Annotated in this window: 26 protein-coding genes; 14 read left to right on the top strand and 12 right to left on the bottom strand. The window is 71.8% G+C overall.

Translation table 11 applies throughout. The features are described 5' to 3' along the window. The first annotated feature begins 139 nt into the window (after positions 1–139). Genes IEJ02_RS39235 through IEJ02_RS39210 form a run of 6 tightly spaced genes read left to right on the top strand, consistent with a single transcriptional unit; the run spans position 140 to position 6,659 of the window. Positions 140–961: an ABC transporter permease gene (locus IEJ02_RS39235; protein WP_275559276.1), complete on the top strand. Its 822-nt coding sequence runs from the start codon at positions 140–142 to the stop codon at positions 959–961. Next, positions 961–1,746 (top strand): ABC transporter permease, encoded by a 786-nt coding sequence (locus tag IEJ02_RS39230; RefSeq protein ID WP_191069153.1) that lies wholly within the window; start codon positions 961–963, stop codon positions 1,744–1,746. Before IEJ02_RS39235 ends, IEJ02_RS39230 begins: the two co-directional genes overlap by 1 nt. A gap of 11 nt (positions 1,747–1,757) precedes the next feature. Beyond that, positions 1,758–2,792, top strand: coding sequence for an ABC transporter ATP-binding protein (locus tag IEJ02_RS39225; protein WP_165556287.1), 1,035 nt, complete (start codon positions 1,758–1,760; stop codon positions 2,790–2,792). Continuing rightward, positions 2,789–3,841 (top strand): ABC transporter substrate-binding protein, encoded by a 1,053-nt coding sequence (locus IEJ02_RS39220; protein ID WP_191069152.1) that lies wholly within the window; start codon positions 2,789–2,791, stop codon positions 3,839–3,841. The genes IEJ02_RS39225 and IEJ02_RS39220 overlap by 4 nt, the downstream gene beginning before the upstream one ends. Continuing rightward, positions 3,838–4,890, top strand: coding sequence for a nucleoside hydrolase (locus IEJ02_RS39215; protein WP_191069151.1), 1,053 nt, complete (start codon positions 3,838–3,840; stop codon positions 4,888–4,890). Before IEJ02_RS39220 ends, IEJ02_RS39215 begins: the two co-directional genes overlap by 4 nt. Positions 4,891–4,946: 56 nt before the next feature. Continuing rightward, positions 4,947–6,659, top strand: a complete 1,713-nt coding sequence (locus IEJ02_RS39210; RefSeq protein WP_191069150.1) for an adenine deaminase C-terminal domain-containing protein — start codon at positions 4,947–4,949, stop codon at positions 6,657–6,659. 56 nt (positions 6,660–6,715) lie between these two features. Here IEJ02_RS39210 and IEJ02_RS39205 read toward each other — a convergent pair whose 3' ends face one another. Beyond that, the gene (locus IEJ02_RS39205) at positions 6,716–7,732 is read right to left on the bottom strand and encodes a bile acid:sodium symporter family protein (RefSeq protein ID WP_191069149.1); all 1,017 of its coding nucleotides are present in this window, start codon (positions 7,730–7,732) and stop codon (positions 6,716–6,718) included. 66 nt (positions 7,733–7,798) lie between these two features. Next, a complete protein-coding gene (locus IEJ02_RS39200; RefSeq protein ID WP_191069148.1) occupies positions 7,799–8,389 on the bottom strand; it encodes a pyridoxamine 5'-phosphate oxidase family protein in 591 nt (196 codons plus the stop codon). Between the two features lie 51 nt (positions 8,390–8,440). On the opposite strand from IEJ02_RS39200, the gene IEJ02_RS39195 reads away from it, so the two are divergent. Next, positions 8,441–8,839, top strand: coding sequence for a DUF488 domain-containing protein (locus IEJ02_RS39195; protein ID WP_191069147.1), 399 nt, complete (start codon positions 8,441–8,443; stop codon positions 8,837–8,839). Positions 8,840–8,858: 19 nt separating this feature from the next. Here IEJ02_RS39195 and IEJ02_RS39190 read toward each other — a convergent pair whose 3' ends face one another. From IEJ02_RS39190 to IEJ02_RS39165, 6 genes are all read right to left on the bottom strand, one after another. Then, positions 8,859–9,638: an FAD:protein FMN transferase gene (locus tag IEJ02_RS39190; RefSeq protein ID WP_174890225.1), complete on the bottom strand. Its 780-nt coding sequence runs from the start codon at positions 9,636–9,638 to the stop codon at positions 8,859–8,861. Positions 9,639–9,646: 8 nt separating this feature from the next. Continuing rightward, a complete protein-coding gene (locus IEJ02_RS39185) occupies positions 9,647–10,123 on the bottom strand; it encodes an FMN-binding protein (protein WP_191069146.1) in 477 nt (158 codons plus the stop codon). A 53-nt stretch (positions 10,124–10,176) separates the two neighbouring features. Beyond that, complete coding sequence (locus IEJ02_RS39180; RefSeq protein ID WP_191069145.1) at positions 10,177–11,547, bottom strand: ferredoxin reductase family protein; 1,371 nt, start codon at positions 11,545–11,547, stop codon at positions 10,177–10,179. A gap of 133 nt (positions 11,548–11,680) precedes the next feature. Beyond that, on the bottom strand, positions 11,681–12,541 hold the full coding sequence (locus tag IEJ02_RS39175) for an endonuclease/exonuclease/phosphatase family protein (protein WP_191069144.1): 861 nt from the start codon (positions 12,539–12,541) through the stop codon (positions 11,681–11,683). Positions 12,542–12,654: 113 nt separating this feature from the next. Beyond that, the gene (locus IEJ02_RS39170) at positions 12,655–12,936 is read right to left on the bottom strand and encodes a hypothetical protein (RefSeq protein ID WP_191069143.1); all 282 of its coding nucleotides are present in this window, start codon (positions 12,934–12,936) and stop codon (positions 12,655–12,657) included. A gap of 31 nt (positions 12,937–12,967) precedes the next feature. Further along, positions 12,968–13,684 carry an SDR family NAD(P)-dependent oxidoreductase gene (locus tag IEJ02_RS39165; protein ID WP_191069142.1) on the bottom strand — a complete coding sequence of 239 codons (717 nt, stop codon included), beginning with the start codon at positions 13,682–13,684 and terminating at the stop codon, positions 12,968–12,970. Between the two features lie 65 nt (positions 13,685–13,749). On the opposite strand from IEJ02_RS39165, the gene IEJ02_RS39160 reads away from it, so the two are divergent. The 4 genes from IEJ02_RS39160 (at position 13,750) to IEJ02_RS39145 (ending at position 18,207) form a co-directional block, all read left to right on the top strand. Continuing rightward, positions 13,750–14,349: a MarR family winged helix-turn-helix transcriptional regulator gene (locus tag IEJ02_RS39160; protein ID WP_191069141.1), complete on the top strand. Its 600-nt coding sequence runs from the start codon at positions 13,750–13,752 to the stop codon at positions 14,347–14,349. A gap of 62 nt (positions 14,350–14,411) precedes the next feature. Then, positions 14,412–15,608 (top strand): argininosuccinate synthase, encoded by a 1,197-nt coding sequence (locus IEJ02_RS39155; protein ID WP_191069140.1) that lies wholly within the window; start codon positions 14,412–14,414, stop codon positions 15,606–15,608. A gap of 113 nt (positions 15,609–15,721) precedes the next feature. Further along, on the top strand, positions 15,722–17,152 hold the full coding sequence (gene argH / locus IEJ02_RS39150; RefSeq protein WP_137980303.1) for an argininosuccinate lyase: 1,431 nt from the start codon (positions 15,722–15,724) through the stop codon (positions 17,150–17,152). 65 nt (positions 17,153–17,217) lie between these two features. Next, on the top strand, positions 17,218–18,207 hold the full coding sequence (locus IEJ02_RS39145; protein WP_191069139.1) for an aldo/keto reductase: 990 nt from the start codon (positions 17,218–17,220) through the stop codon (positions 18,205–18,207). Positions 18,208–18,442: 235 nt separating this feature from the next. On the opposite strand, the gene IEJ02_RS39140 is transcribed toward IEJ02_RS39145, so the two are convergent. Continuing rightward, a complete protein-coding gene (locus tag IEJ02_RS39140; protein ID WP_191069182.1) occupies positions 18,443–19,249 on the bottom strand; it encodes an alpha/beta fold hydrolase in 807 nt (268 codons plus the stop codon). 219 nt (positions 19,250–19,468) lie between these two features. Continuing rightward, positions 19,469–20,143: a lysophospholipid acyltransferase family protein gene (locus IEJ02_RS39135; protein WP_020867138.1), complete on the bottom strand. Its 675-nt coding sequence runs from the start codon at positions 20,141–20,143 to the stop codon at positions 19,469–19,471. A gap of 262 nt (positions 20,144–20,405) precedes the next feature. Between IEJ02_RS39135 and IEJ02_RS39130 the strand changes: the two genes are divergently transcribed. The 3 genes from IEJ02_RS39130 (at position 20,406) to IEJ02_RS39120 (ending at position 22,842) form a co-directional block, all read left to right on the top strand. Continuing rightward, positions 20,406–21,569, top strand: coding sequence for a glycerophosphodiester phosphodiesterase (locus tag IEJ02_RS39130; protein WP_137980306.1), 1,164 nt, complete (start codon positions 20,406–20,408; stop codon positions 21,567–21,569). A 124-nt stretch (positions 21,570–21,693) separates the two neighbouring features. Continuing rightward, the gene (locus IEJ02_RS39125; RefSeq protein WP_191069138.1) at positions 21,694–22,215 is read left to right on the top strand and encodes a sigma-70 RNA polymerase sigma factor region 4 domain-containing protein; all 522 of its coding nucleotides are present in this window, start codon (positions 21,694–21,696) and stop codon (positions 22,213–22,215) included. A gap of 123 nt (positions 22,216–22,338) precedes the next feature. Then, positions 22,339–22,842 carry a GNAT family N-acetyltransferase gene (locus tag IEJ02_RS39120; protein ID WP_137980308.1) on the top strand — a complete coding sequence of 168 codons (504 nt, stop codon included), beginning with the start codon at positions 22,339–22,341 and terminating at the stop codon, positions 22,840–22,842. 31 nt (positions 22,843–22,873) lie between these two features. Here the strand turns inward: IEJ02_RS39120 and IEJ02_RS39115 are convergent, their stop codons facing one another. Together IEJ02_RS39115 and IEJ02_RS39110 are read right to left on the bottom strand one after the other, a co-directional pair. Further along, complete coding sequence (locus IEJ02_RS39115; RefSeq protein ID WP_191069181.1) at positions 22,874–23,338, bottom strand: hypothetical protein; 465 nt, start codon at positions 23,336–23,338, stop codon at positions 22,874–22,876. A 16-nt stretch (positions 23,339–23,354) separates the two neighbouring features. Continuing rightward, on the bottom strand, positions 23,355–23,723 hold the full coding sequence (locus IEJ02_RS39110) for a hypothetical protein (protein WP_191069137.1): 369 nt from the start codon (positions 23,721–23,723) through the stop codon (positions 23,355–23,357). Between the last annotated feature and the right edge of the window lie 108 nt (positions 23,724–23,831).

Genomic DNA, 23,831 nt, shown 5'->3' with positions numbered 1-23,831 from the left:
TGCCGGTTACACGGTTTTAACCGATGGCCGTTGACGGCCTCCCCGGGCCTAGCGTACCTTGCCTGCAACCGGTTGCTGCAACCGGTTGCACATCGGTGGTGGCGCACGGCGCACCGTATTGTCGACGGAGGACGGGTTCGTGTCACGCAGAGCGGCGTCTGGCCTCTTGCTCCTGCCCGGGGTGGCGCTGCTCGCCTTCGGCTTCCTCTATCCCTTCGGCGTCACCCTGTTCGCTCCGCCCGCCGCCGAGCACCCCGATGTACTCGGCAAGCTCGGCGGGATGCTCGGTGACGCCTACGTCCTTCAGGTGGCGGCCCGGACCATCCGGGTCGCCGCCCTCACCACGGTCATCTGTCTGCTGCTCGGCTTCCCGGTGGCCTACCTGATCTCCCGGGCACCCAGGCGCCGTCAGGGCCTGCTGCTCGCGCTCGCCGTCTTTCCGCTGTTGCTCTCCACCGTCGTCCGCACCTTCTCCTGGCTGGTCATCCTCGGCCGCAACGGACTGATCAGCTCCGTGCTGATCGACCTGAAGCTCGTGGACGGTGGCACCCAACTGCTCTACACCGAATTCGCCCTGGTCGCCGGGCTCACCCAGCTCTTCACCCCGATCATGATCCTGACCTCCTACAGTTCGCTCTCCCATATCGACGCCAAGCTGGAGGACGCGGCCAGGGGGCTCGGGGCCAAACCGGGCCGGGCGTTCCGGAGCGTGGTGCTGCCCCTCGCGCTGCCCGGCGTGCTGGTCGGCGCGACCCTGGTCTTCGCCGGCGCGGTCACCGCGTTCACCACCCCGCTGCTGCTCGGTGGCACCCGCAACCGCACGCTGGCCACGCTGCTGTACGACTACGCCAATGTGAAGCTCGACTGGAGCGCGGCGAGCGCGGTCGCCCTGATCATGACCGTGCTGGTGCTCGCCGCGAGCTGGATATCCGGCCGGCTGTCCCGGGTGGGGGCGGTCTGATGCGAGGGCGTCCCGTGCTCACCGCGTTGTCCGCGCTGGCGCTGCTGTTTCTGCTCGGACCGATCCTGCTCGTCGTCGCGATCGCGTTCTCCTCCGGTGACACCGTCGAGTTCCCGCCCCCGGGCCTGTCGGGGAAGTGGTTCACCAAGGCGCTCGCCCACCAGCCCTTCCAGGACGCGCTCCTCACCAGCGCGCTGGTGGCGGCCGGAGCGACGGCCCTGGCGCTGCTGGTCGGCGTTCCGGCCGCGCTGGCGATCCAGCGCCGCCGGTTCCGCGGTCGTCGGGCGATCGAGGCGCTGTTCCTGTCCCCGGCGATCGTGCCGGAGTTGGTCCTGGGGTTCGCCCTGTTCCAGCAGCTGATGGTCACCCTGCGGATCACCGCCCTCGGGGCGCTGCTGATCGGCCACACCGTGCTGCTCCTGCCGTACGCGGTGCGGGTGACCGGAGCCTCGCTCGCCATGGCCGACCCCGCCCTGGAGGAGGCGGGACGCGGTCTCGGCGCGGGGCCGCTGCGGACGTTCCTGCACATCACCCTGCCGGTGATGACGCCCGGCATCGTCTCCGCGGCCGTGCTGTCCTTCCTCACCTCCTTCAACAATGTGCCGCTGTCACTGCTCCTCAACGGTCCCGGTGTCTCCACCCTCCCGGTCGAGATGCTCCATTACGTGGAATTCTCCTTCGACCCGGTCGTCGCGGCCGTGAGCACGCTGCTGCTGGTGGCGACCGTGCTGGTCGCCCTGGTCACGGAGCGGCTCGTCGGATTCAACAAGGTCTTCAGCAAGTAGGGATGCGCCAGATGACGACGCCAGTGGTCCAGCTCCGGGCCATCACCCGGGAGTTCTCGGGGTCGGTGGCCGTGGACGCCATCGATCTGACCGTGGAGCGCGGACAGTTCACCGCCCTGCTCGGGCCCAGCGGCTGCGGCAAGACCACGACCCTGCGGATGATCGCGGGATTCCTCCCGCCCAGCTCCGGCACCATCCTGCTCGACGGCGAGGAGGCCACCCGGCTGCCGCCCGAGCGCCGCAACATCGGCATGGTGTTCCAGTCGTACGCCCTCTTCCCGCATCTGACCGTGGAGAAGAACGTGGCGTTCGGGTTGCGGATGCGGGGCGTGCCCGCCGCCGAGATCCGCACCCGGGTGGGCGAGGTACTGGAGCTGGTCGGCCTCGCCCATCTCGCCCGGCGCAAGCCCAAGGAGCTCTCCGGCGGCCAGCAGCAGCGGGTCGCGCTCGCCCGCGCGGTGGCCATCCGCCCCTCGGTGCTGCTGCTGGACGAGCCGCTGTCCAACCTGGACGCGCGGCTGCGCGTCCAGATGCGGCAGGAACTGCTGCGCGTCCAGCGCGAGACGGGTCTCACCGCCATCCTGGTCACCCACGACCAGGAGGAGGCGCTGGAGCTCGCCGACTCCATGGTGATCCTCGACCGCGGCCGGATCGTGCAGCAGGGCCCGCCGCGCGAGGTCTTCCGGGCGCCCGCGACCCGCTTCGTCGCGGAGTTCCTGGGCTATGAGAACTTCCTCGACCTCCCCGGCCGGGGCCCGATCACCATCAGGCCCGAGCATGTGGGCGTCCTCGCCCCCGGACAGAAGCCGCCCCCCGGCGGTGAAGTGGTCGAGGGGACCGTGGCCGCGGTCCGCTTCCGCGGTACGGACGTGGCGGTCACCGCCACCGTCGGCGACCGGGTCCTCCACGCCATCAGCACCGACGACACCCTGCGCGCGGGGGAGCCGGTACGGCTCCACCTGCCCCTTGCGCGGGCCGTCCCCCTGGCCGGCGACGACGGCGACGCCCGGCCGGCCACCTCGAAACAGCAGGAGTGTCCCGCATGACCCACACCACCAGAGTCCTCGCCGGCGCGGCGGCCGCGGCCGCCCTCTCCCTGTCCCTGTCCGGCTGCGCCGAAACCGCCGACGCCGACCCCAAGAAGCTGACCGTCTCCACCTTCGGCTTCGGGGCGGACCGCTTCGAGAAGACGGTGGTCGAGCCGTTCGAGAAGAAGACCGGGATCGATGTCACCGTGGAGACCGGCGCCAACGCCGACCGGCTCACCAAGCTCCGCGTCAACAAGGCGAACCCCACCGTCGACGTCGTCATGATCACCGACCTCTTCGCCGCCATGGGCCAGAAGCAGGGCCTCTTCGACAAGATCGACCCCAAGAAGGTCCCCAACCTCTCCAAGGTGCACGCGTTCGCCAGGAGTGAGGACGGCTACGGCCCCGCCTACACCTACCAGTTGCTCGGCATGCTCTACCGCACCGACAAGTTCAGCGAGCCGCCCACGCTGAACGAGCTGTGGAAGGCCGAGCACAAGGGCAAGGTCGCCGTCCCCGACATGTCCACCAGCGCCGGAATGCCCTTCCTGGAGGCCACGTCCGCCACGTACGGCACGGGCCCCAAGGACGCCGACGCCGGATTCAAGAAGCTCTCCGACCTCAAGCCAAATGTGCTCAAGTTCTTCAACCGCAGCACCGAACTGGTGAGCCTCCTGGACCGCGGTGAGGTCGAGATGGCCCCCGGCCTCGACCTGTTCGCCGTGGACCCGGCCAAGGCCGGCAAGCCCATCGGCTGGGCACCGTTCGACAAGGGCCGCTACGTCGCCGCCAACACCGCCCAGATCGTCAAGGGCAGCAAGAACAAGGCGGGCGCCGAGAAGTTCATCAACTATCTGCTCTCCGCGGACGTCCAGGAGAAGGCCGCCGCCTCCTTCAACGACAAGCCGGTCAACAAGGACGCCAAGGTGCCCGCGTCCCTCACCAAGGTGGCGGGCGAGGCCGCGAGCGACCCGTCCGCCGCCGGGTTCACCTCCCCCGACCTCGGCTACGCGGTCGATCACAACGACGCGTGGGTGGACCGCTTCCAGCGCGAGGTCTCCGGATGAGCCAGGTCCCCCACCGGGCCATCATCGACTGCGACCCCGGGATCGACGACGCGATCGCGCTGCTGCTGGCGTACGCGTCACCCGAACTCGACGTCGTGGGCGTGACCACCGTCGCGGGCAACGTCGGACTCGATCAGGTCGTCGACAACGCCCTGCGGCTGTGCGACCTGATCGGCGGCGCCGCGGCGGCCACCCCGGTGCTCCGCGGCTACGCCGGCCCACTGGCCCGCGCGCTGCGCCACCCCGACGAGCCGGTGCACGGCGCGTACGGCCTGGGCGGTGTGGAACTCCCCACGCCCACCCGGGCCGCCCACCCCGGCCACGCCGTGGACTGGATGGCCGAACGGATCCGTGTCGGCGCCCCCCAAGAGATCACCCTCATCGCCACGGCGCCGCTCACCAACGTCGCCGCGTTGCTGCACACCCACCCCGACGTCCGGGAGCGGCTGGCGGAGATCGTCATCATGGGCGGCGCGGCCTTCGCCCCGGGCAACACCACGCCCGCCGCCGAGTTCAACTTCCACGCCGACCCCGAGGCCGCCCGCTACGTCGCCGAGGCCGGGGTGCCGCTGCGCATCGTCGGGCTCGATGTGACCCGTAAGGCCCTGACCCCGCTCGCCGACGCCGAGGCACTGATCGCCGACGGCGCGCCCGCGACCTCGGCGGCCGGGCGGATGCTGAGCCATCTCATCGAGCGCTACGCCCGCCGCCACGCCGTGCGTGCCTGCGCCGTGCACGACGCGCTCGCTGTCGCTGCGGCCGTCCGGCCGGACCTCCTCCAGTGGACCGAGGCCTGGGTGACCGTGGAATGCGCGGGCGAGTTCACCCGTGGCGCGCTGGTCGCCGACGTCCACGGGCGCACCGGCCTGCCGCCCAACGCGAAGGTGGCGACGGGCGTCGACGCGGAGGCGTTCCGCGCGTTCCTGATGTCGCGGCTGCGTGACCGCTACGGCGCGCACACCGCGCCCGCGCCGAGTGCCCCCGTACGGAGCGCTGCCGTGTCAGGTGCTGCCGTACGGAGCGCTGCCGCGCCGGGCGCTTCGGCGTAGGGCCGACGCACCCGCCCCCTCCCGATTCCAGAGCAGAGAACGAGCAGGAGACCCCCATGCCGATGCCAAGCCGCTGCGATCTCCTCATCCGTGGTGCCGGCGTCGTCTCGGTGCACACCGGCGAGATCCGGCCGGCGGACGTGGTGGTGACCGGGGACCTCATCCGAGCCGTGGTCGCGCCCGGTGTGCGGATCGACTCCGACCGCGTCCTGGACGCCGAGGGGCTGCTGCTGGCGCCCGGGTACATCGACGCCCATATGCACATCGAGAGCTCGCTGCTCACCCCCGCCGAGTTCGCCCGGATCACGGTGCGGCGCGGTACCACCACTGTGCTCGCCGATCCGCACGAGATCGTCAACGTCGCCGGGCGCGAGGCCATGGCCTGGATGATCGAGCAGGGCCGCGCGCCCGCGCAGACCATGCTGTGGGCCGTGCCCTCCTGCGTCCCCGCGCTCGAGGGCTTCGAGACCGCCGGATCCCGGCTCACCGCCGAGGACATCGCCGAGATGCTCGACTGGGACGGGGTGACCACGCTCGGCGAGGTGATGGACTACCGGGCCGTCGTCGAGGGTTCCCCGCGGATGCGGTCGATCGTCGAGGCCGCCCGGCGCAAGGGCGTCCGGCTCGACGGCCACTGCCCGGGCCTGACCGGTGACGATCTGGGCGAGTACCTCTGGGCGGGGATCGACTCCGACCACACCAAGAACACCCCCGAGGTCGCCGTCGAGAAGGCCCGGCTCGGAATGTTGCTGATGCTCCAGGAGAAGTGCCTCACCCCCGAGTTGGTGGCCCGCCTCCGCGAGCTCCCCGTCCTGCCCGACTTCTGCCTGGTCACGGACGATCTGGCAGCCGATGCCATCCTCGAGCGCGGACATCTGGACCATATCGCCCGGGTCGCGCTGGACGCCGGGCTCAGCCCGCTGACCGTGCTCCGGGCCCTCACCCTGCACCCGGCACGCCGCCTCGGCCTGGACGACCGTGGCGTGGTGGCACCGGGGAAGCGGGCCGACCTCGTCCTGCTGCGCGCGCTGGAGGACCCGACGCCGGTGACCGTCGTCTGCGGTGGACAGGTCGTCGAGGCCGCCGACGCCGACGCGACGGCCCCGGTCCGCAACCCCTTCGCCGACTCGGTACGTCTCAGCCCGCTCGACGAGGACGACTGCCGCTGGCGGGTGGAGCTGCCCGATGGGGAACACACCTTCCGGGCGCTGCGGGTGAACCCCGTGGACACCTTCACCGAACCGGCCGAGGTCGTGCTGCCCGTACGGGACGGCACCGTGAAGTGGGAGGGCAGGACGGCCGTGCTCGCGGTGTACGAGCGCCACCAGCGCTCCGGCCGCCGGACGATGGCCCCCGTGGTCGGCTTCGAGCTGGCCGAGGGCGCGGTCGCCACCACGTACGCACACGACAGTCACAACCTCACCGTCGTCGCCACCGACGCCACCGCGCTGCGCCATGCGGCCAATCGGGTGATCGGCTCCCACGGTGGCATCTGTGTGGCCGTCGCCGCAGAGCCGGTCGTCCACCTCCCACTGCCGGTGGGCGGCGTGATGTCCCCGGCCCCGGCCGCCGCGGTCGCCCGGGGCGCGGCCGCCGTACGGGAGGCGCTGCACCGGTGGGGCTGGCGGCACCGCAATGCCTTCATGAGCATCTCGACCATGACGCTGCCCGTCTCGCCGCGGATCAAGCTCACCGACAAGGGCCTGGTGCGGGTGGTCGACCGGGCGTGGGAGCCGGCCGTCGTCCGACGGCCGGACAGGATCGGCTGACGGCCGGACGGGGGTCGGCCGTCAGCCGCGTCCGGGGGCGGGCCGGGCCGTCGCCGTCAGCCGGTCTCCGTCCTGCGCGCCCGGTACGCCATCCAGGCCGCCACCACCGCCCCCGAGACGTTGTGCCAGACGGAGAACACGGCGGCCGGCAGCGCGGCCAGCGGGCTGAAGTGGGCGGCGGCCAGGGAGGCGGCGAGCCCGGAGTTCTGCATCCCGACCTCGAAGGCCATGGCCCGGCTGGCGGGCGCGCCCAGCCGGGCCAGCTTCCCCGCCCCGTAGCCCAGCGCCAGGCCGAGCCCGTTGTGGAGCACCACGGCGAGCAGCACCAGCGCCGCCGCCGACTTGATGGCGTCCGCGCTCGCGGCCACCACGATCGCCACGATCACGCCGATGGTGACGGCCGACAGCCAGGGCAGCAGCCCCAGCGCCCGCTGGACGAACCGCCCGGCGACCAGCCGTACGACCAGCCCCCCGACCACCGGCAGCAGCACGGTCTTGAGGATGTCGGTGACCATCGACTCCGCGTCCACCGGCAGGAACTCCCCGGCCAGCAGCAGCGTCAGCGGCGGGGTGACCAGCGGCGCGAGCACCGTGGAGACGGTGGCGACCGACACCGACAGCGCCACATCGCCGCGCGCCAGGTACGTCACCACATTGGAGGCCGTTCCGCTCGGCGCGCAGCCGACCAGGATGACACCGGCCGCCAACTGCGGGGAGAGGCCGAGGGCGTGGGCGATCAGCCATCCAAGACCCGGCATGATCACATAGTGCGCGACCAGCCCGAGCGCCACCGCCCAGGGCCGCTTGGCCACACCGGAGAAGTCCCGGGGGGTCATGGTCAGCCCCATGCAGAACATGACCACGCCGAGCAGATAGGGCACATTCGGCGCCCAGCCGCTGAAGGTGCCGGGCGTGGCGAGGCCCGCCGCACCGGCGGCGAGGACGAGGAGGGGGAAGACGGTGACGGCCCGCCGGGCCGCCCGGTCGGCGGCGGCGGGCTCCGGTGACGGCGAGGGCGCCTGCCCCGCCGTCGTCGAGGAGTTGGCCGCGGAGCTCTTCGATTCGGATCGCACCGCGTGATGGAACGCTTCCGGAGGCGCTTTCCGCAACACCGTCTCGTTATGTGGTCACTACACCCACTATGTGGAAGGGAGCGGCGGCAGCGGAAGCGGAAGCCCCGGCAGACCGTCGATGCTGCTGGCGATGTGCTCCTTCTTGTGGAAGTAGCGGTCCAGCGATTCGTCGTCCTCCCGCCGGAAGCGGGAGGCGTGCAGCGGGCGGTCCTCGCGGTAGTCCAGATACGGGACCGCGTAGCCGCAGGTGTCCCGGATCAGCTCGGCCGTCACCACGATGACCGCCCGCAGCCCGTGGGCGTCGACATCGATGTCCGGGAAGTGCTCGAGCAGTGCGGGGAAGCGCGGATCGTCACGGAACACCGGCTCGCCCCGGCCGTGGACGCGCACGATGTTCGGCGGGCCGGTGAAGGCGCACCACATCAGGGTGATCCTGCCGTTCTCCCGCAGATGGGCGATGGTCTCCGCGTTGCTCCCCGCGAAGTCCAGGTAGGCCACGGTCAGTTCGTCGAGTACGGCGAAGGAGCCGGTCAGCCCCTTCGGGGAGAGGTTCACCGTGCCGTCCTCGGCCAGCGGGGCGGTGGCGGTGAAGAAGATCTTCTGTTCTTCGATGAAGGTGCGGAGTCTGCCGTCGATGCGTTCGTACACCTTTCCCATGTGGCGCATTATCCCTGCGGATGGTCGCCGGGGCGATGGTTCCATGGGCGTATGGCCACCAAGAAAGCCTCCGCGCGAGCGTCCGCGACCGAACCCCCGATCCGGATCCGCCGGGTGTACGACGCCCCCGACCCGGACGACGGCACCCGCGTCCTGGTCGACCGCGTCTGGCCGCGCGGCCTCGCCAAGGCCGACGCCCAGCTGGACGAATGGGCCAAGGAGGCAGCCCCGTCCACCGAACTGCGCCGCTGGTACGGCCACGACCCGGACCTCTTCCCGGAATTCACCCGCCGCTACCGCGCCGAGCTCACCACCCCGGAGCGCCGGGAGGCCGTCGCCCACCTCATCGAGCTGACCGCCTCCGGCCCCCTGACCCTCCTCACGGCCGTGAAGGACCTCGACCACGGCCATGTCCAGGTCCTGGCGGAGGCGATCCGCGACCAGGAGTGAGCGCCGCTGAGCAGTGGCCCTATACGCACAGCCCCGCCGAATAGCGGGCGAAGCCGCTGGTGTGCCAGGTGGAGCCGTCCGCGGTGATGAGATAAGCCTCGGCGTCGGGGAGCCGTCCCAGCCAGGGGCGGGCGCGTTCGGCGCCCATGGCGCAGGCCGCGGTGGCCACGGCGTCCGCGTCGGCCAGGCTGGTGGCGATCACGGTGACCGAGGCCAGGCCCTGCGCCGGGGGGCGGCCGGTGTGGGGGTCCAGGATGTGGCAGCCCCGCTCGGCCGGGCCCGAGGTGGCCACGGCCAGCTCGCCGTGGGCCTCCACGATCGCCGCCAGCTCGCCCCGGCGCAGCGGATCGGCGATGCCCACCCGCCAGGGGCCGCCGTGCACCTGGACGTCGCCGCCGCCGTTCACACACACCGACCCGGCGCCCGAGGAGACCAGCATCCGGGCGGCGCGCTCCACCGCCCAGCCCTTGACCAGGCCCGTCGGGTCGAGGCGGCCACCGGCGTAGCGGGCGGTGAACCAGCCGCCGCTGCGGTGCTCGGCGTCCTCGCACATCCGCAGCACGTCGCGGACCTCGGGGGCACAGCGCGACAGCGTCAGCTCACCGCGCCCCAGCCGGCTGATCTGGCTGTCCCGGCGGTAGGTGGAGAACAGCTCGTCCACCCGGTGCAGCCCCACCACGGCCCCGTCCAGCGCGGCCTGCACCCGGGGCCGGTCGGCGGGCGCGACCTCGCGGACGTCGAAGGAGAAGACCGTGCCCATGACGTGCTCGACATGGCGCAGCGGCTCGGGTTCGTCCATTCCGTACATCACTTGGCACCCGCCTTGTCGAGCGCGCTCTGCAGGGACTTGGCGTAGCCCTCGCTGGTGTAGGTGGCCCCGGAGACCGTGTCCACCTTCGCCGCGGCCACCGCCTGCTGGTTGAGCTTGGGGATGGAGTCCTTGGCGATCTGCTCGCTGCGCGGGCCGGAGTCCGGCGTCTTGACCGCCTGCGCGCCGGTGATCTTCCCACCGTCGACGGTCAGGCTCACCTGGACCGGGCCGTACTGCGTCTGCACGGCGTCCCCGGTGACCGTACGGGCGCCGCCCGCACCCGCCCCGGCCCCCGCGCCCGCCCCGCCCGGCGGTGCCGTGGCCGCGACCGGGGGCGCCTGCCCCGGCTGGTTCCCGGCGACGGCCTGGCCGCCCCCCGAACCGGGCTGCTTCAGCGCGAGCAGCAGCACCACACCGGAGACGGTGGCGGCCGTGCCCACGACGATGCGGCGCAGCGGATGCTTCCTCTTCATGGCTTCACCTCGGTCACAGCTCGAACGACTGGGTCACGGCTCGAAGGTCTCGGTCACAGCTCGAAGGATTCGTGGTGGATCCGGCGATCCGGAACCCCCGCCTCACGCAGCGCCCCGTACGCGTGCTCGGCCAGGCCCGGGGGGCCGCACAGATAGACGTCGTGGTCCTCGATGTCGGGGAGCAGATGGCGCAGCCGCTCGGCGGTGATCTCCGGCCGGGCGCCGTCCGGGCCGTTCACCGCGTACAGCAGCCGGGCCCCGCGCTCGGTCGCGATCTGCTTCAGCTCGTTCCACAGCGCCAGGTCCTCGAGGCTGCGGGCCCGGTAGAGCAGGGTGAGGTCGCTGCCCTTGCCCGGCAGCGTCTCGAACAGCGCGCGGATCGGGGTGATCCCGGCCCCGCCCGCGATCATCAGCACCTTGCCGCGGCTGCGCCGCGCCGCGGTCATCGCCCCGTACGGCCCCTCCGCCCACACCCGCGTCCCCGGCTCCAGCGAGGCCAGCCCCGTGCTGTGGCCGCCCACCGCCTTCACCGTGATCCGCAGCAGCTCCGGCCGGGGCGGCGCGGAGAGCGAGTACGGATGGGAGCCCCAGCGCATCCCCGGGGCCAGGAACCGCCATCGGAAGAACTGCCCGGCCTGCGCCCCGAGCCGATGCAGCTTGCGCCCCTTGATCAGCACCGACACCACCCCGGGCGCCTCCGGTACGACGGCCTCCACCCGCATCCGGTGCCGCAGGTTCAGCCGCAGCGGCACCAGCAGCCGGTACCAGATGACCAGCGCGGTCACCGCGCCGTACAGCGCGTACCAGGCGGTCTCCGCGGTCTTGTTCCCGACGAACTCCGCGCCGGTCGCGAGCTGGTGCCAGAAGGTCAGGAAGACCGCCAGATAGGTGAACAGATGCAGGTAGTACCACACTTCGTACGGCATCCGGCGGCGCACCATCCCCGCCGAGATCAGCCCGATCACCACCAGCATCGCGGTGCCGACCACCGCCTTGATCATGTCCGGGTAGTCCATGACCACGGTGACCGACTGGTCGACGAAGCCGGTGCCCGCCTGCTCCGCGTAGCCCGCGATGATCAGCCCCACATGCGCCACGATCAGACACAGCGCGTACCGCCCGCTCAACGCGTGCCACCGCGAGACCCGGTCCGACCCCACCCGCCGCTCCAGCGCCGGAACGCGCGCCATCTGGAGGACGACGAGGGCGAGGACATAGCCGCCGAGCAGCCCGCTGAGCCGCCCGGCGTGGGTCAGCCACTGCGCGGTGCCCTCGACGTTCGGAGTGTTCTGCCACCACAGCGACAGCACCGCCGCCGCGCCTGCCAAGGCGAGCAGGATCAGCGGCACGGCGGGCGAACGGCGAGGCTGGATGCGGCGCATGGCCTGCCGCCGTCCGGCCCGGCTGTTCAGTAGCGTCGTCACGGCCTGTCCCCTTCCCTTGGGCTCCGGCGCAAGGGAATACGGCCGCGAGCGCGGGATGACTCAAAGGCCGCGCGAATTCACAGGTTTCGGCCCGGCGCTCACAGGTCCGGCTCAGGATTCACAGGTTCGGGCGTCACCGGCGGTGGTGCACGGGCAGCAGCAGATCGCTCACCAGCGGCAGGTGGTCGGACGCCTCCGGGTCCGCCGTGAACACCTGGGCGGTGAGCGGGCGCAGGTCGCGGGAGGGGAGGAGGAAGTCGATACGGGCGTGCGGGTTGACGGAGTCGTAGGTGAAGCCGTCGCCGGTGCCGGCCTGGGGCCACACATCGCCGAGCGCGTCGGTCAGGATCCGGATCTCCGGGGTCTCGGACGTGGCGTTCAGGTCGCCGACCAGGACGGTGTGCTCGGGGGAGGAGCCGAGGAGTTCGACGATCCGGGCGGACTGGCGCTCGCGCTCCTGGTTGTCGTTGTGCTGGAGATGCGTCACCGCGAAGTCGACGCAGGTGCCGCGCACGCCCAGCGTGGCCCGGAGCAGACCGCGCTGCTCATGGCCGGGGACGAGCGGCAGAGGGGTGTTGGTCCAGGACCGGATCGGCCAGCGGGAGAGCACCGCGGTGCCGTACTGGCGGCGCGGCCGGCCGGGCTCCTCCGGGTCCAGGTCGAGGTTGGCGCCGAAGGCGTGATGCATCCCCAGCCGCTCGCCCAGCCAGGCGGGCTGGTCGACGGAGCCGCTGCGCTTCCAGAACCGGTCGACCTCCTGAAGGCCGACGACGTCCACCCGCATGGCCTGGATCACCCGGGCGACGCGGTCCAGGTCCAGCACGTCGGCGGGGCTCGCGCCATGGTGGATGTTGAACGTGGCCACGCGCAGCGGCCGCGGGCCGGTGGCGGCGGCCGCCACCCCGGACGTCCCGGCGGCGGCGGTGGCGCCGAGGCCGACCGCCGTGGCGGCGAGGAACCGGCGGCGGCTGGGGGCAGGGTTCAGGTGATTCATGGCGGTCAGCGTGCGTTCCGGTTCCGAACGCCTTCCCACGGCGCCATGAACGGCCTTGGGCGGGTGGGAGTCGTCTCGGCCGGAGCGGTCCGCCGTCCGTGCCTCCACGGATGTCACCGATGGTGGAACTTGATCGGGTAGGACACCGTTGAGCGCGGTTTGGGCCGCTTCTTGGCGTCCTTCCCGGCGTCCTTCTTCCCGTCGTCCCTCTCGAAGTGGACGGGATACCGGGCCGTCTGATGGGGATTCGGCGACTTGTCGTCGCGGGTGTTGCCGTCACCGTGGTTGTTGATCCACAGGACCCCGACCACGAACGCGCCGAGCACCATCATCTGCTTCTTCTGCACCGGCCCCGACTCCCCCTCGGTCCGCAGCTGCGCTCCCCGCCCCGCCATGGTCTCAGCCCGGCGGTCGAATGGGCAGGTGCTACCGCGTGGTGAAAGCGCCTCCGTTGACGTGAATGGTCTGTCCGGTGATGTGCCGCGCGCCGGGCGAGGCGAGGAAGAAGGCGGTCTGCGCGATGTCCCAGACAGTGCCCGCACGCTTGTTGTGGGTCTCCGCCACGAGCGCGGCGCGGCGTTCGTCGGTCATCTGGCCCTGGAAGAAGTTCGTACCGGCGATGAAGCCCGCGGAGATGACATTGCAGGTGACGCCCTTCGGCGCGAGCTCGGCGGAGGTCGAGGCGTTCCACGCGGCCAGGGCGGCCTTCGCCGCGCCGTACGAGCCGCCCCGGCGCTCGGCGCCGATCGAGCCGATACTGATGACGGAACCGCCGCCGGTCAGCTTCTCCTGGACCGAGGCGGTGGTCAGCACCGCGGTGAGCAGGTTCTGGGACAGGCTGCTGTGCCACTGGGCGAGCAGCGCGTCCAGGGGCGAGAGGCCGTCGGACGCCGCCTCGGGCAGTCCGCCCGCCGCGTTGACCAGGACGTCCAGCTCGCCGAGCCGGTCGGCGAGGGCGGCGACCCGCTCGGGGGAGCCGGCGTCACAGACGACGCCGTGCGCACCCGTCTCCTTGGCGGTCTGTTCGACGGTGTCGGGGTGGCGGCCGGTGATGAAGACCTCCGCCTGGTCGGCGATGAACGCCTCCGCGATGGCGCGGCCGATGCCGCTGGTGCCACCGGTGATGAGCACGGTACGGCTCACAAGTCCTCCTCCACTCAGCTACGTTTAGGTCTAAACGTAACTCATGGCGACAGGAGAACGCATCCATGGCCGACCCCGACCCCACCCCCGATGTCCCGGAGCCCGGTGCCTATGGCGCATCGGAGGAGCCCGGGGCCGTCCACTCCGCCGCGGACATCGCCGCGGCCTGGCAGCGGGAGCGCCCGGGTGCCCCCACGGAGTCGATCGAGATCGTCACCCCCATCTGGTGGCTGGGAAAGCTCTTCGCCGACGACCGCGACCGGGCGCTGCGCGCGGCGGGGATCGACGCGGCCACCCTCGATCTGCTGTCCGTCATCCGCCGCTCCGGCCCGCCCTACGCCCTGAGTACGCGCGAGATCGCCCGCCGGACCATGGTGACCGCCGGAGCGATCTCGCAGCGCGTCGCTCGGGCCGAGCGGGACGGCCTCGTCGTGCGCAGACCCGGGACCACCGGCCGCCGCGCCGTCCTGGTGTGTCTGACGGCCGAGGGCCACGCCCTCATCGAGCGGTCCGTCGACACCGTGCTCGGTCGCGAGGCCAGGCTGGTGCGCGGCCTGTCGGACGAGGAGCGCACGGTGCTCGCCGGCCTGCTGGTCAAGCTGATGGCGGACGTCCGGCGGCGTACGGAGCGGGACCGGGTGGGGGTCCGGCGCCCGCCGCTTTGACGAAACATACGGTGCAGTGCATACTCATGCAGAGAAAGCGTATGGATCGTAAGGAGGCACCCGTGACCGAGCGCGTCGTACTCGCCTACTCGGGCGGCCTGGACACCTCCGTCGCCATCGGCTGGATCGCCGAGGAGACGGGTGCCGAGGTCATCGCCGTCGCCGTGGACGTCGGCCAGGGCGGCGAGGACCTGGACGTCATCCGCAAGCGCGCGCTCGCCTGCGGGGCGGTCGAGGCGGAGGTCGCGGACGCCAAGGACGAGTTCGCCGAGGAGTACTGCCTTCCGGCGATCAAGGCCAACGCGCTGTACATGGACCGCTACCCGCTGGTCTCCGCGCTGTCCCGGCCGACCATCGTGAAGCACCTGGTGGCCGCCGCCCGCAAGCACGGCGCCGGGACCGTCGCCCACGGCTGCACCGGCAAGGGGAACGACCAGGTGCGGTTCGAGGCCGGTATCTCCTCCCTCGCCCCCGATCTGACCTGCATCGCGCCGGTCCGGGACTACGCGATGACCCGGGACAGGGCGATCGCCTTCTGCGAGGCCAAGGGCCTGCCGATCGCGACCACCAAGAAGTCCCCGTACTCGATCGACCAGAACGTCTTCGGGCGGGCCGTGGAGACCGGCTTCCTGGAGGACATCTGGAACGCGCCGATCGAGGACGTCTACGAGTACACCTCGAACCCGGCCACCCCGCGCGAGGCCGACGAGGTGATCATCACCTTCGACAAGGGCGTCCCCGTCGCGATCGACGGCGAGCGCGTCACCGTGCTCCAGGCCATCCAGCGGCTGAACGAGCGGGCGGGCGCCCAGGGCGTCGGCCGGATCGACATGGTCGAGGACCGGCTGGTGGGCATCAAGTCGCGGGAGGTCTACGAGGCGCCCGGCGCCATCGCGCTGATCACCGCCCACCAGGAGCTGGAGGCCGTCACCGTCGAGCGCGAGCTGGCCCGCTACAAGCGGCAGGTCGAGCAGCGCTGGGGCGAGCTGGTCTACGACGGTCTGTGGTTCTCGCCGCTCAAGCGGGCCCTGGACGGATTCATCGCCGAGGCGAACGAGCACGTCTCCGGCGAGATCCGGATGACCCTGCACGGCGGCCGTGCCGTCGTCACCGGACGGAAGTCGCACACCTCGCTGTACGACTTCCACCTGGCGACCTACGACACCGGCGACACCTTCGACCAGTCGCTGTCCAAGGGCTTCATCGAGATCTTCGGGATGTCCAGCAAGATCGCCGCGAAGCGGGACCTGCGGCAGTAGCCTTCGCATCAGCGTCAAGCCCGCGTACCCGATGTACGCGACGCATCACGAGCCGCCTCCCCGCTCCGCGGCGGGGAGGCGGTCGCACACCCACAGCCGACAGGAGCAACAGCGTGAGCAACGGCAACAGCGGCGACGTCCGGCTCTGGGGCGGCCGCTTCGCCGACGGCCCGTCCGAGGCACTGGAGAAGCTCAGCGCCTCCGTGCACTTCGACTGGCGCCTGGCGCCGTACGACATCGCCGGATCCCGCGCCCACGCCCGGGTGCTGCACACGGCGGGGTTGCTCAACCCCGATGAGCTGGAGCGGATGCTGGCGGGCCTGGACCGGCTGGAGGCCGATGTCGCCTCCGGCGACTTCACCGGCACCATCGCCGACGAGGACGTCCACACCGCCCTGGAGCGCGGACTGCTGGAGCGGCTGGGCCCGGACCTCGGCGGCAAGCTGCGGGCCGGACGGTCCCGCAACGACCAGATCGCCACCCTCTTCCGGATGTATCTGCGCGACCACGCCCGGATCATCGGCGGGCTGATCGCCGACCTCCAGCAGGCCCTGGTGGGACTCGCGGAGGCGCACCCGGACGTGGCGATGCCCGGCCGTACGCACCTCCAGCACGCCCAGCCGGTGCTCTTCGCCCACCATGTCCTCGCCCATGTCCAGGCGCTGTCCCGGGACGCGGAGCGGCTGCGGCAGTGGGACGAGCGCACCGCCGTCTCGCCGTACGGCTCCGGCGCGCTGGCCGGGTCCTCGCTGGGTCTCGACCCGCAGGCGGTCGCGGCCGACCTCGGCTTCGAGCGGGGCTCGTCCGCCAACTCGCTCGACGGCACGGCCTCCCGTGACTTCGTGGCCGAGTTCGCGTTCATCACCGCCATGATCGGCGTCGATCTGTCGCGGATCGCGGAGGAGATCATCCTCTGGAACACGAAGGAGTTCTCCTTCGTGACCCTCCACGACGCCTTCTCCACCGGCTCCTCGATCATGCCGCAGAAGAAGAACCCGGACATCGCGGAGCTCGCGCGCGGCAAGTCCGGCCGGCTGATCGGCAACCTCACCGGGCTGCTGGCCACGCTCAAGGCCCTGCCGCTCGCGTACAACCGCGACCTCCAGGAGGACAAGGAGCCGGTCTTCGACTCCTGCGACCAGCTGGAGGTGCTGCTCCCGGCCTTCACCGGGATGATGGCCACGCTGACCGTCAACCGCGAGCGCATGGAGGAGCTGGCCCCGGCCGGGTTCTCGCTCGCCACCGACATCGCCGAATGGCTGGTGCGGCAGGGCGTGCCGTTCCGGGTGGCACACGAGGTCGCGGGGGAATGCGTCAAGGAGTGCGAGCGGACGGGCATCGAGCTCGACCAGCTCACCGACGAGCAGTTCGCGAAGATCTCGCCGCATCTGACGCCCGAGGTCCGGAGCGTCCTCAATGTGCAGGGCGCGCTGGCCGCGCGCGGCGGGCGCGGTGGCACCGCCCCCGTGGCGGTGCGGGCCCAGCTCGCGGAGGTCAAGGAGGATCTGGCCGCTCAGTACGCGTGGGCGGGCGCCAAGCGCTGACGCGGAGAGACGGCCAGGGAGAGACGGTCAGCGAGAGACGGAAAGGGAGAGGTGGGGACGGAGCCATGGGTGTCGAACGTCTCGCGGAGATCGCGACCCCCGGGGCGGGAGTGGCCCGGATCGGGCTCGGCCTGGCCGCGGTCGGCCGCCCCGCCTACATCAACCTCGGCCGGGACCGTGACCTCCCGGCCGAGCGCCCGGTCGAGGTGATGCGGCGGCGCAGCCATGAGCTGCTGGACGCCGCGTACGCCGCCGGGGTGCGCTATCTGGACGCGGCGCGCTCCTACGGCCGGGCCGAGGAGTTCCTGGCCGACTGGCTGCGGGACCGCCCGGACGCCGCGCGGGACGTGGTCGTCGGCTCCAAGTGGGGCTATACGTATGTCGCCGAGTGGCGTACGGACGCCGAGACGCACGAGGTCAAGGACCATGGCGTCGAGACCTTCGAGCGGCAGCGCGAGCTGACCGACGCGCTGCTCGGCGACCGGCTGGACCTCTACCAGATCCACTCGGTGACCCTCGACAGCCCCGCCCTCACCGACCGCGGGCTGCACGCGCGGCTGGCGGAACTCGCCGCGGAGGGCGTGACGGTCGGCGTGTCCACCAGCGGTCCGCGCCAGGCCGAGGCGATCCGCGCCGCGCTGGCCGTGGAGGTCGACGGCCGGCCGCTGTTCCGTACCGTCCAGTCCACCTACAACCTGCTGGAGCCCTCGGCCGGGGCGGCGCTGGCCGAGGCCCATGCGGCGGGCCGGGCGGTCATCGTCAAGGAAGCCGTGGCCAACGGCCGGCTCACCGAGGCGGCCGAGCGGCTGCCGGAGGCCCTGTGCCAGGTGGCCGAGGAGACGGGCGCCACTCCGGACGCCGTCGCGCTGGCCGCGGTGCTGTACCGGCCCTGGGTGACGGTCGTCCTCTCCGGCGCCGCCACGACCGACCAGCTGCGCTCCAACCTGGCCGCCGCCGACCTCCGCCTGGACGAGTCCCGGCTGGCCCGGCTGGAGGAACTGGCCGAGCCCCCGGAGGCCTACTGGCACCACCGCTCGCAGCTGCCCTGGGCCTGACGGCTCGCCGTCAAGCCCGGCCGGCGATTGAGGCCACGCCCGGAGGGCGTGCGGGGGGACGGGGGGAGAGACACGGCTACGAGGTGTCCGCCACGTGGCAGGGCTTCGCCCCGGGCCCCGGGGTCTGGGGCTTCAGCCCCAGTTGAGGGAAGGGGCGGGGAGGGGAAAGCATCGATATGCGGCTCCGCCGCGTGGCCCGCCGCAGGCGTACGCGTACCGCCGGGCACCGTACCCGCTACAACAGGCTCAGGAACGAACGGACCGCACGGGCATACGGCCGGGGCGCGTCGTCGTGGATCCAGTGACCGCACCCGGCGAACTCGCGGAGCCGCGTGTTGGGGCGGCGGGTGGCCATCTCGTGGGCGTGGCCCGGCGGAAGCAGCGAGCTGTGCTCGCCGCGCATCAGCAGCGCGGGGCAGGCTGAGCCCAGCCAGTCGTCCCAGAAGTCACCACACATGGCCTGCTGGGACGCCATCATGTGGCTGGGCTCGAACAGCAGCCGCCAGCCGCCCGTTTGCGGGTCCGGCTCGGCGCTGTCCAGGAAGTACGAGGCGTCCGGGATGCCCCGGGACTCGATGGCCGCGCGCAGCTTCTCCCGGTCCACGGCCCAGGTCGGCCAGCCGGAGACATCGAGCACCGGGTGGCTGACCACCGGACGGTCCGTCACCGCGCCGATGTCCTCGACGACGAGCGCGCTCACCAGGTCCGGGTGGCGGGCGGCCAGCGCGTACGCGCCCACCGCGCCCGTGGAGTGGGCGACGACCGGGACCGGGCCGAGACCCAGCTCCCGCAGCAGCGCGGCGGCGTCGGCCACGTACTCGTCCAGCGTGAAGGGGCCACCGCCGCCGGTCAGCCCGTGCCCCCGTTGATCGAGGGCGATCAGCCGCCGTTCGGGGGCGAGGGCGGCGGCCAGCGGCGCGTACATCCGGCCCCGGCCGAAGTGGCCGTGCAGGGCCAGGACCGGGGCGCCCGGTCCGCCGAAATCGGTCACGGCGAACCGCCGACCGCGCAGCATCACGAAGTCGGGGGAGGGCACGGTCATCGTGGTCACCCGCGGCACCATAGTGGCCGCGCCCGGTGGTGACCAGCGGGTAGCGGAATCAGGCCTTCCGTAAAACGGGTGCCCCGCGACACCGGCCGGACCGTCGGCCCGCCGGACCGCGAGGCGGCGTTCTCGGCCGAACCCGGCCCGGACACACAAACGCGGCGGCCCGGAACCACCGGACCGCCGCGGTTCGCCCGAAACGTCAGGCGTCAGCCGTTATGCGGCCGACTTCGCCTTCGTGGCGTAGATGTCCACGTACTCCTGCCCCGACAGCCGCATGACCTCGCTCATCACCTCGTCGGTCACGGCCCGCAGCACATAGCGGTCGCGGTCCATGCCCTCGTAGCGGGTGAACTCCAGCGGCTCGCCGAAGCGGACCTCGACCTTGCCCGGCCGCGGCAGCCCCTTGCCGCCCGGCTGGATCCGGTCGGTACCGATCATCGCGAACGGCACCACGGGCGCGCCGGTCATCAGCGCGAGGCGGGCGATACCGGTGCGGCCGCGGTAGAGGCGGCCGTCGGGGGAGCGGGTGCCCTCGGGGTAGATGCCGAAGACCCTGCCCTCCTCCAGCACCCGGCGCCCCGTCATCAGCGCCGCGACGCCGCCGCGTCCGCCGTCCCGGTCCACCGGGATCATGCCGACGCCGGTGAAGAACCAGGCCATCAGGCGGCCCTTGAGGCCCTTGCCCGTGACGTACTCGTCCTTGCCGATGAAGAAGACCTGACGGTCACAGACCAGCGGCAGGATCATCGAGTCGATGAAGGTGAGATGGTTCCCGGCGAGGATCACCGGGCCCGAGCCCGGAATGCCCTCGGCCCCCTCGACCCGTGGGCGGAACATCAGGCGCATCAGCGGACCGAGTACTGCCTTCAGAAACGCGAATCGGGACACGGGCCCTCCGGTCGGGGTCAAGGTCTGGGACGCAACCGTGTGCGGTCCGTCAACCTCGTACCGCACCAGAGCGCCGATGAGGACGATACTCGCCGGTCGCGCTCCGGCGCACACCAGGTTCACCCACCTGATACGCGGTGTTGACCCACGTTCCCCACGCGTTTCGCCCGATGTCTCCCGGAGGAAAGCCGCCCACGCCTACCATCAGGCCGTTCTCTGACGGGATTTGACAGGTGTTGAACACCACATCGAGGAGTGCTGCATGGAGCGGGAGCAGAAGCCCGGACGGCGCGCCCTGCTGGGGGCCGCGGCCCTCGGCGCGGGAGCGATGGCGCTGAGCGGCGCGGGCACGGCGACGGCCGCGGGGACGCAGACCGCGCCAAACGCGGCCGCGGGAACGTCCGGCCGGGGCCATGAGCTGCCGGTCCCCACCGTGATCGGCCACCGCGGCGCCAGCGGCTACCGGCCCGAGCACACCCTCGGCTCGTACCAGCTCGCCCTGGACATGGGCGCGGACATCATCGAGCAGGACCTGGTCCCCACCAAGGACGGCCATCTGGTCTGCCGCCACGAGAACGACATCACGGCCACCACGGACGTCTCCGCCCACCCGGAGTTCGCCGACCGCAAGACCACCAAGACGGTCGACGGCACCAAGCTCACCGGCTGGTTCACCGAGGACTTCACCCTCGCCGAGCTGAAGACGCTGCGCGCCAAGGAGCGCATCCCGGGCAACCGCCAGCGCAACACCCTCTACGACGGCCGCTGGGCGGTGCCCACCTTCGAAGAGGTGCTCCAGTGGGCCGAGCGCGAGGGCCGCGAGCGCGGCCGCCGGATCTGGCTGTACGTGGAGACCAAGCACCCCACCTACTTCCGCAAGCTCGGCCTCGGCCTCGAGGAGCCACTGGCCAGGCTGCTGCGCCGGTACGGCCGCCACAAGAAGGACGCGGCGCTGTTCCTGCAGTCCTTCGAGCCGAGCAGCATCCAGCGGCTGCGCAAGCTGGTGGACACCCCGGCCGTCGTGCTGCTGTCCACCGTCAACAGCCGGCCCTGGGACTTCGTCGAGGCGAACGACCCGCGGACGGTCGCGGACCTGGTCAAGCCCGAGGGGCTCAAGTGGATCGCGAGCTACGCCCAGGGCATCGGCCCCGATCTGTCGGTCATCATCCCCCGGACGCCGGACGGCAAGCTGGGCACGCCGACGAGTGTGGTGAAGGACGCGCACGCGGCGGGGCTGATCCTGCACCCGTACACCATGCGCAACGAGAACACCTTCCTCCCGGCCGACTTCCGCCGCGGCAGCGACCCCAACGCCTACGGTGACGCTTTCGGGGCGTTCAAGGCATACTTCGCGACCGGAATCGACGGAATCTTCTCCGACAACCCGGACACCGCGCTGCTCGCGGCGGCGGACTTCCGCAAGTGATCCGTCCGTGAGAGGCGGCGGCGGGGACGCGCGAGCGTCAAGGCGCGGCCCCGCCGCTTCCCCGGTCGGGTGAGACCGCGGTCACCCGGCAACCACCCCACGACCGCCCCTCGTCCCGCCCGGCATGGACCTTGTGAAGCAGCTGGGCCCGTTGCTGGCCGCCGAGGCGGCGGCCGAGGCACACGGCGTCGGCGTCGAGCCCGCCGAACTCGAACAGGCCGTCTGGCTGCGGCTGCTGGAACGCACCCGGGACACCGGACCGCCGCCCCACCCCGCCCGCTGGCTGCGCTGCGCCGTACGGGCCGAGGTGCGCGGGGCCAGGCGCCGGGCGCGCCGCGAGGTGCCGTACGACCCGGTGGCCGGCGGCCCGCCCAGCGGCCCCGAGTCCCACCCCGCCGAACACGCCGTGCTGGCCGCGGAGACCCGCCGGACGCTGCGCGCGGCGGTGCGGCGGCTGCCCGGGCGCTGCCCCGCGCTGCTCGCGGCGATGCTCTCCCGGAGGGATCCCACGTATCGCGAAATCGCCGGTCAGTTGGGAATGTCACAGGGCAGTCTGGGCCCGGTACGTTCCCGATGTCTGGGTTGCCTGCGCAGAATGCTCACGGCGGAGGTTGCGGCTCCTGAACCGTGGGGAAAGGAGCGATAGACAACCGGCGCCTCGGAGGCGGACGCCGATCACGCGGCGCCTCCACCCAGGCCATGAACCCCCGGTCGCACTCCTACCCTCATCGCGGCCGGTGGACTGACGACATAGGGGAGGCATGCGCACATGGGCATGAGCGTGACCATCTCCGCGGCGACCGCGGACGACGCCGAGCAGATCCTGAAGCTGCAGTATCTGTGCTACCAGGGCGAGGCGGAGCTCTACGGCGACTATTCGATCGAACCGCTGACGCAGTCGCTCGACGACCTGCGCGCCGAACTGAGCGAGGGCTGTGTGCTCGTCGCCCGGCTCGGCGAGGAGGTCGTCGGCTCGGTCCGCGGAGCCGTCGACGACAAGGGGACCGCCGCCATCGGCAAGCTGATCGTCCACCCGCGGATGCAGCGGCACGGCCTGGGCGGACGGCTGCTCGCGGCGATCGAGGAGCGGCTGTCCGAGGAGCGGGCCGCCAAGCGGTACCGGCTGTTCACCGGCCACCGCAGCGACGGCAATCTGCGGCTGTACCGCCGTTACGGCTACGCCCAGGTGGGCACCGAGGAGGTCAACCGCCGGCTGAGCCTGGTCACCCTGGAGAAGGACGCCACGGCCACGGCGTACGCCGCCAGCGCCTGACGCGGAAGGCAGGGCCGCGGGCCCGCCGGGGTCAGCCCCGGCGGGCCTTCCTGAGCCACAGCAGGCCCGTGACCGGCAGGAAGATCGGGATGAACAGATAGCCCATCCCGTAGTCGGACCACACCGTCTGGTCCGGGAAGGCCGAGGGGTCGGCAAGAGTCCAGGTGCCCACGGTCAGCACCCCCAGCAGCTCCAGCGCACAGCAGACGAACGCCGCCTTACGGGCGCCCTCGCCGCCGCGCACCAGCGAGACCGTGATGAACGCGTACACCACGGCGGAGACCGCCGAGAGGAGGTAGGCGAGCGGGGCCTCCTGGTACTGGGCGATCAGCTGGTAGACGGAGCGGGACGCGGCGGCCACGGTGAACACCCCGTAGAGCATCACCAGCAGCCGCCCCGGGCCCTGACCGAGCCCGGTGCGCGCGGCGGATTCCGGATTTCCGGTCGCCTCCCCGGCTTTCCCGGCCGCTTTCCCGGCCGCCGAGTCCTCGGTCATCGACGCCTCCCGTGATTCAGCCACCGACGCCTCCCCAGATGTCATAGAGCCGCACCTCGAGCACGGCCAGCACCACGGCCGCAGCGGAGACCGTCGCCGACCCCCAGCGGGTCCGCTCCGTCAGCGACATGAACGCCGCGATCGGCACCGCGAGCGCCGAGCCGATGAGATACGCCACGAAGATGGCCACACCCTGCTGCGGGTCGGCCCCGCCCGCCAGCCGCACCACCCCTATGACCAGCTGCACGATCGCCAGCAGGGCCACCACGGCCATGCCGATGAAGTGCCAGTCCTTGGTCGGCTGGTTCCGGTAGGCGGCGAAGCCGCACCACGCGGCGAGGAGGAGCGCGGTCACACCGAGCGCGACCGTCAGCGCGTCGATCAACGGGACCTCCGCGCGGTGCGGCGGCGCACCCGACGGCGGCGCACACAGGGAGTGACAAGCATGGGACGAGGGTAATCCGCCCGGCCCACCGCACCGCGCCCGGCCCAC

Source organism: Streptomyces sp. 5-10 (assembly GCF_014712245.1).
Lineage (GTDB): Bacteria > Actinomycetota > Actinomycetes > Streptomycetales > Streptomycetaceae > Streptomyces > Streptomyces violaceusniger.
The sequence above is the reverse complement of the archived record's forward strand: the minus strand, read 5'-3'. Positions and strand labels throughout refer to the sequence as shown.

Bases quoted from the DNA above. Each gene is read 5' to 3' on its own strand.
- IEJ02_RS39120 (WP_137980308.1), top strand. From the start codon at position 22,339: ATGGGCATGAGCGTGACCATCTCCGCGGCGACCGCGGACGACGCCGAG.
- IEJ02_RS39195 (WP_191069147.1), top strand. From the start codon at position 8,441: ATGGCCACCAAGAAAGCCTCCGCGCGAGCGTCCGCGACCGAACCCCCG.
- IEJ02_RS39190 (WP_174890225.1), bottom strand. From the start codon at position 9,638: ATGGACGAACCCGAGCCGCTGCGCCATGTCGAGCACGTCATGGGCACG.
- IEJ02_RS39220 (WP_191069152.1), top strand. From the start codon at position 2,789: ATGACCCACACCACCAGAGTCCTCGCCGGCGCGGCGGCCGCGGCCGCC.
- IEJ02_RS39115 (WP_191069181.1), bottom strand. From the start codon at position 23,338: ATGACCGAGGACTCGGCGGCCGGGAAAGCGGCCGGGAAAGCCGGGGAG.
- IEJ02_RS39185 (WP_191069146.1), bottom strand. From the start codon at position 10,123: ATGAAGAGGAAGCATCCGCTGCGCCGCATCGTCGTGGGCACGGCCGCC.
- IEJ02_RS39230 (WP_191069153.1), top strand. From the start codon at position 961: ATGCGAGGGCGTCCCGTGCTCACCGCGTTGTCCGCGCTGGCGCTGCTG.
- IEJ02_RS39130 (WP_137980306.1), top strand. From the start codon at position 20,406: ATGGAGCGGGAGCAGAAGCCCGGACGGCGCGCCCTGCTGGGGGCCGCG.
- IEJ02_RS39175 (WP_191069144.1), bottom strand. From the start codon at position 12,541: ATGAATCACCTGAACCCTGCCCCCAGCCGCCGCCGGTTCCTCGCCGCC.
- IEJ02_RS39140 (WP_191069182.1), bottom strand. From the start codon at position 19,249: ATGACCGTGCCCTCCCCCGACTTCGTGATGCTGCGCGGTCGGCGGTTC.
- IEJ02_RS39210 (WP_191069150.1), top strand. From the start codon at position 4,947: ATGCCGATGCCAAGCCGCTGCGATCTCCTCATCCGTGGTGCCGGCGTC.
- IEJ02_RS39160 (WP_191069141.1), top strand. From the start codon at position 13,750: ATGGCCGACCCCGACCCCACCCCCGATGTCCCGGAGCCCGGTGCCTAT.
- IEJ02_RS39200 (WP_191069148.1), bottom strand. From the start codon at position 8,389: ATGGGAAAGGTGTACGAACGCATCGACGGCAGACTCCGCACCTTCATC.
- IEJ02_RS39170 (WP_191069143.1), bottom strand. From the start codon at position 12,936: ATGGCGGGGCGGGGAGCGCAGCTGCGGACCGAGGGGGAGTCGGGGCCG.
- IEJ02_RS39215 (WP_191069151.1), top strand. From the start codon at position 3,838: ATGAGCCAGGTCCCCCACCGGGCCATCATCGACTGCGACCCCGGGATC.
- IEJ02_RS39225 (WP_165556287.1), top strand. From the start codon at position 1,758: ATGACGACGCCAGTGGTCCAGCTCCGGGCCATCACCCGGGAGTTCTCG.
- IEJ02_RS39145 (WP_191069139.1), top strand. From the start codon at position 17,218: ATGGGTGTCGAACGTCTCGCGGAGATCGCGACCCCCGGGGCGGGAGTG.
- IEJ02_RS39125 (WP_191069138.1), top strand. From the start codon at position 21,694: ATGGACCTTGTGAAGCAGCTGGGCCCGTTGCTGGCCGCCGAGGCGGCG.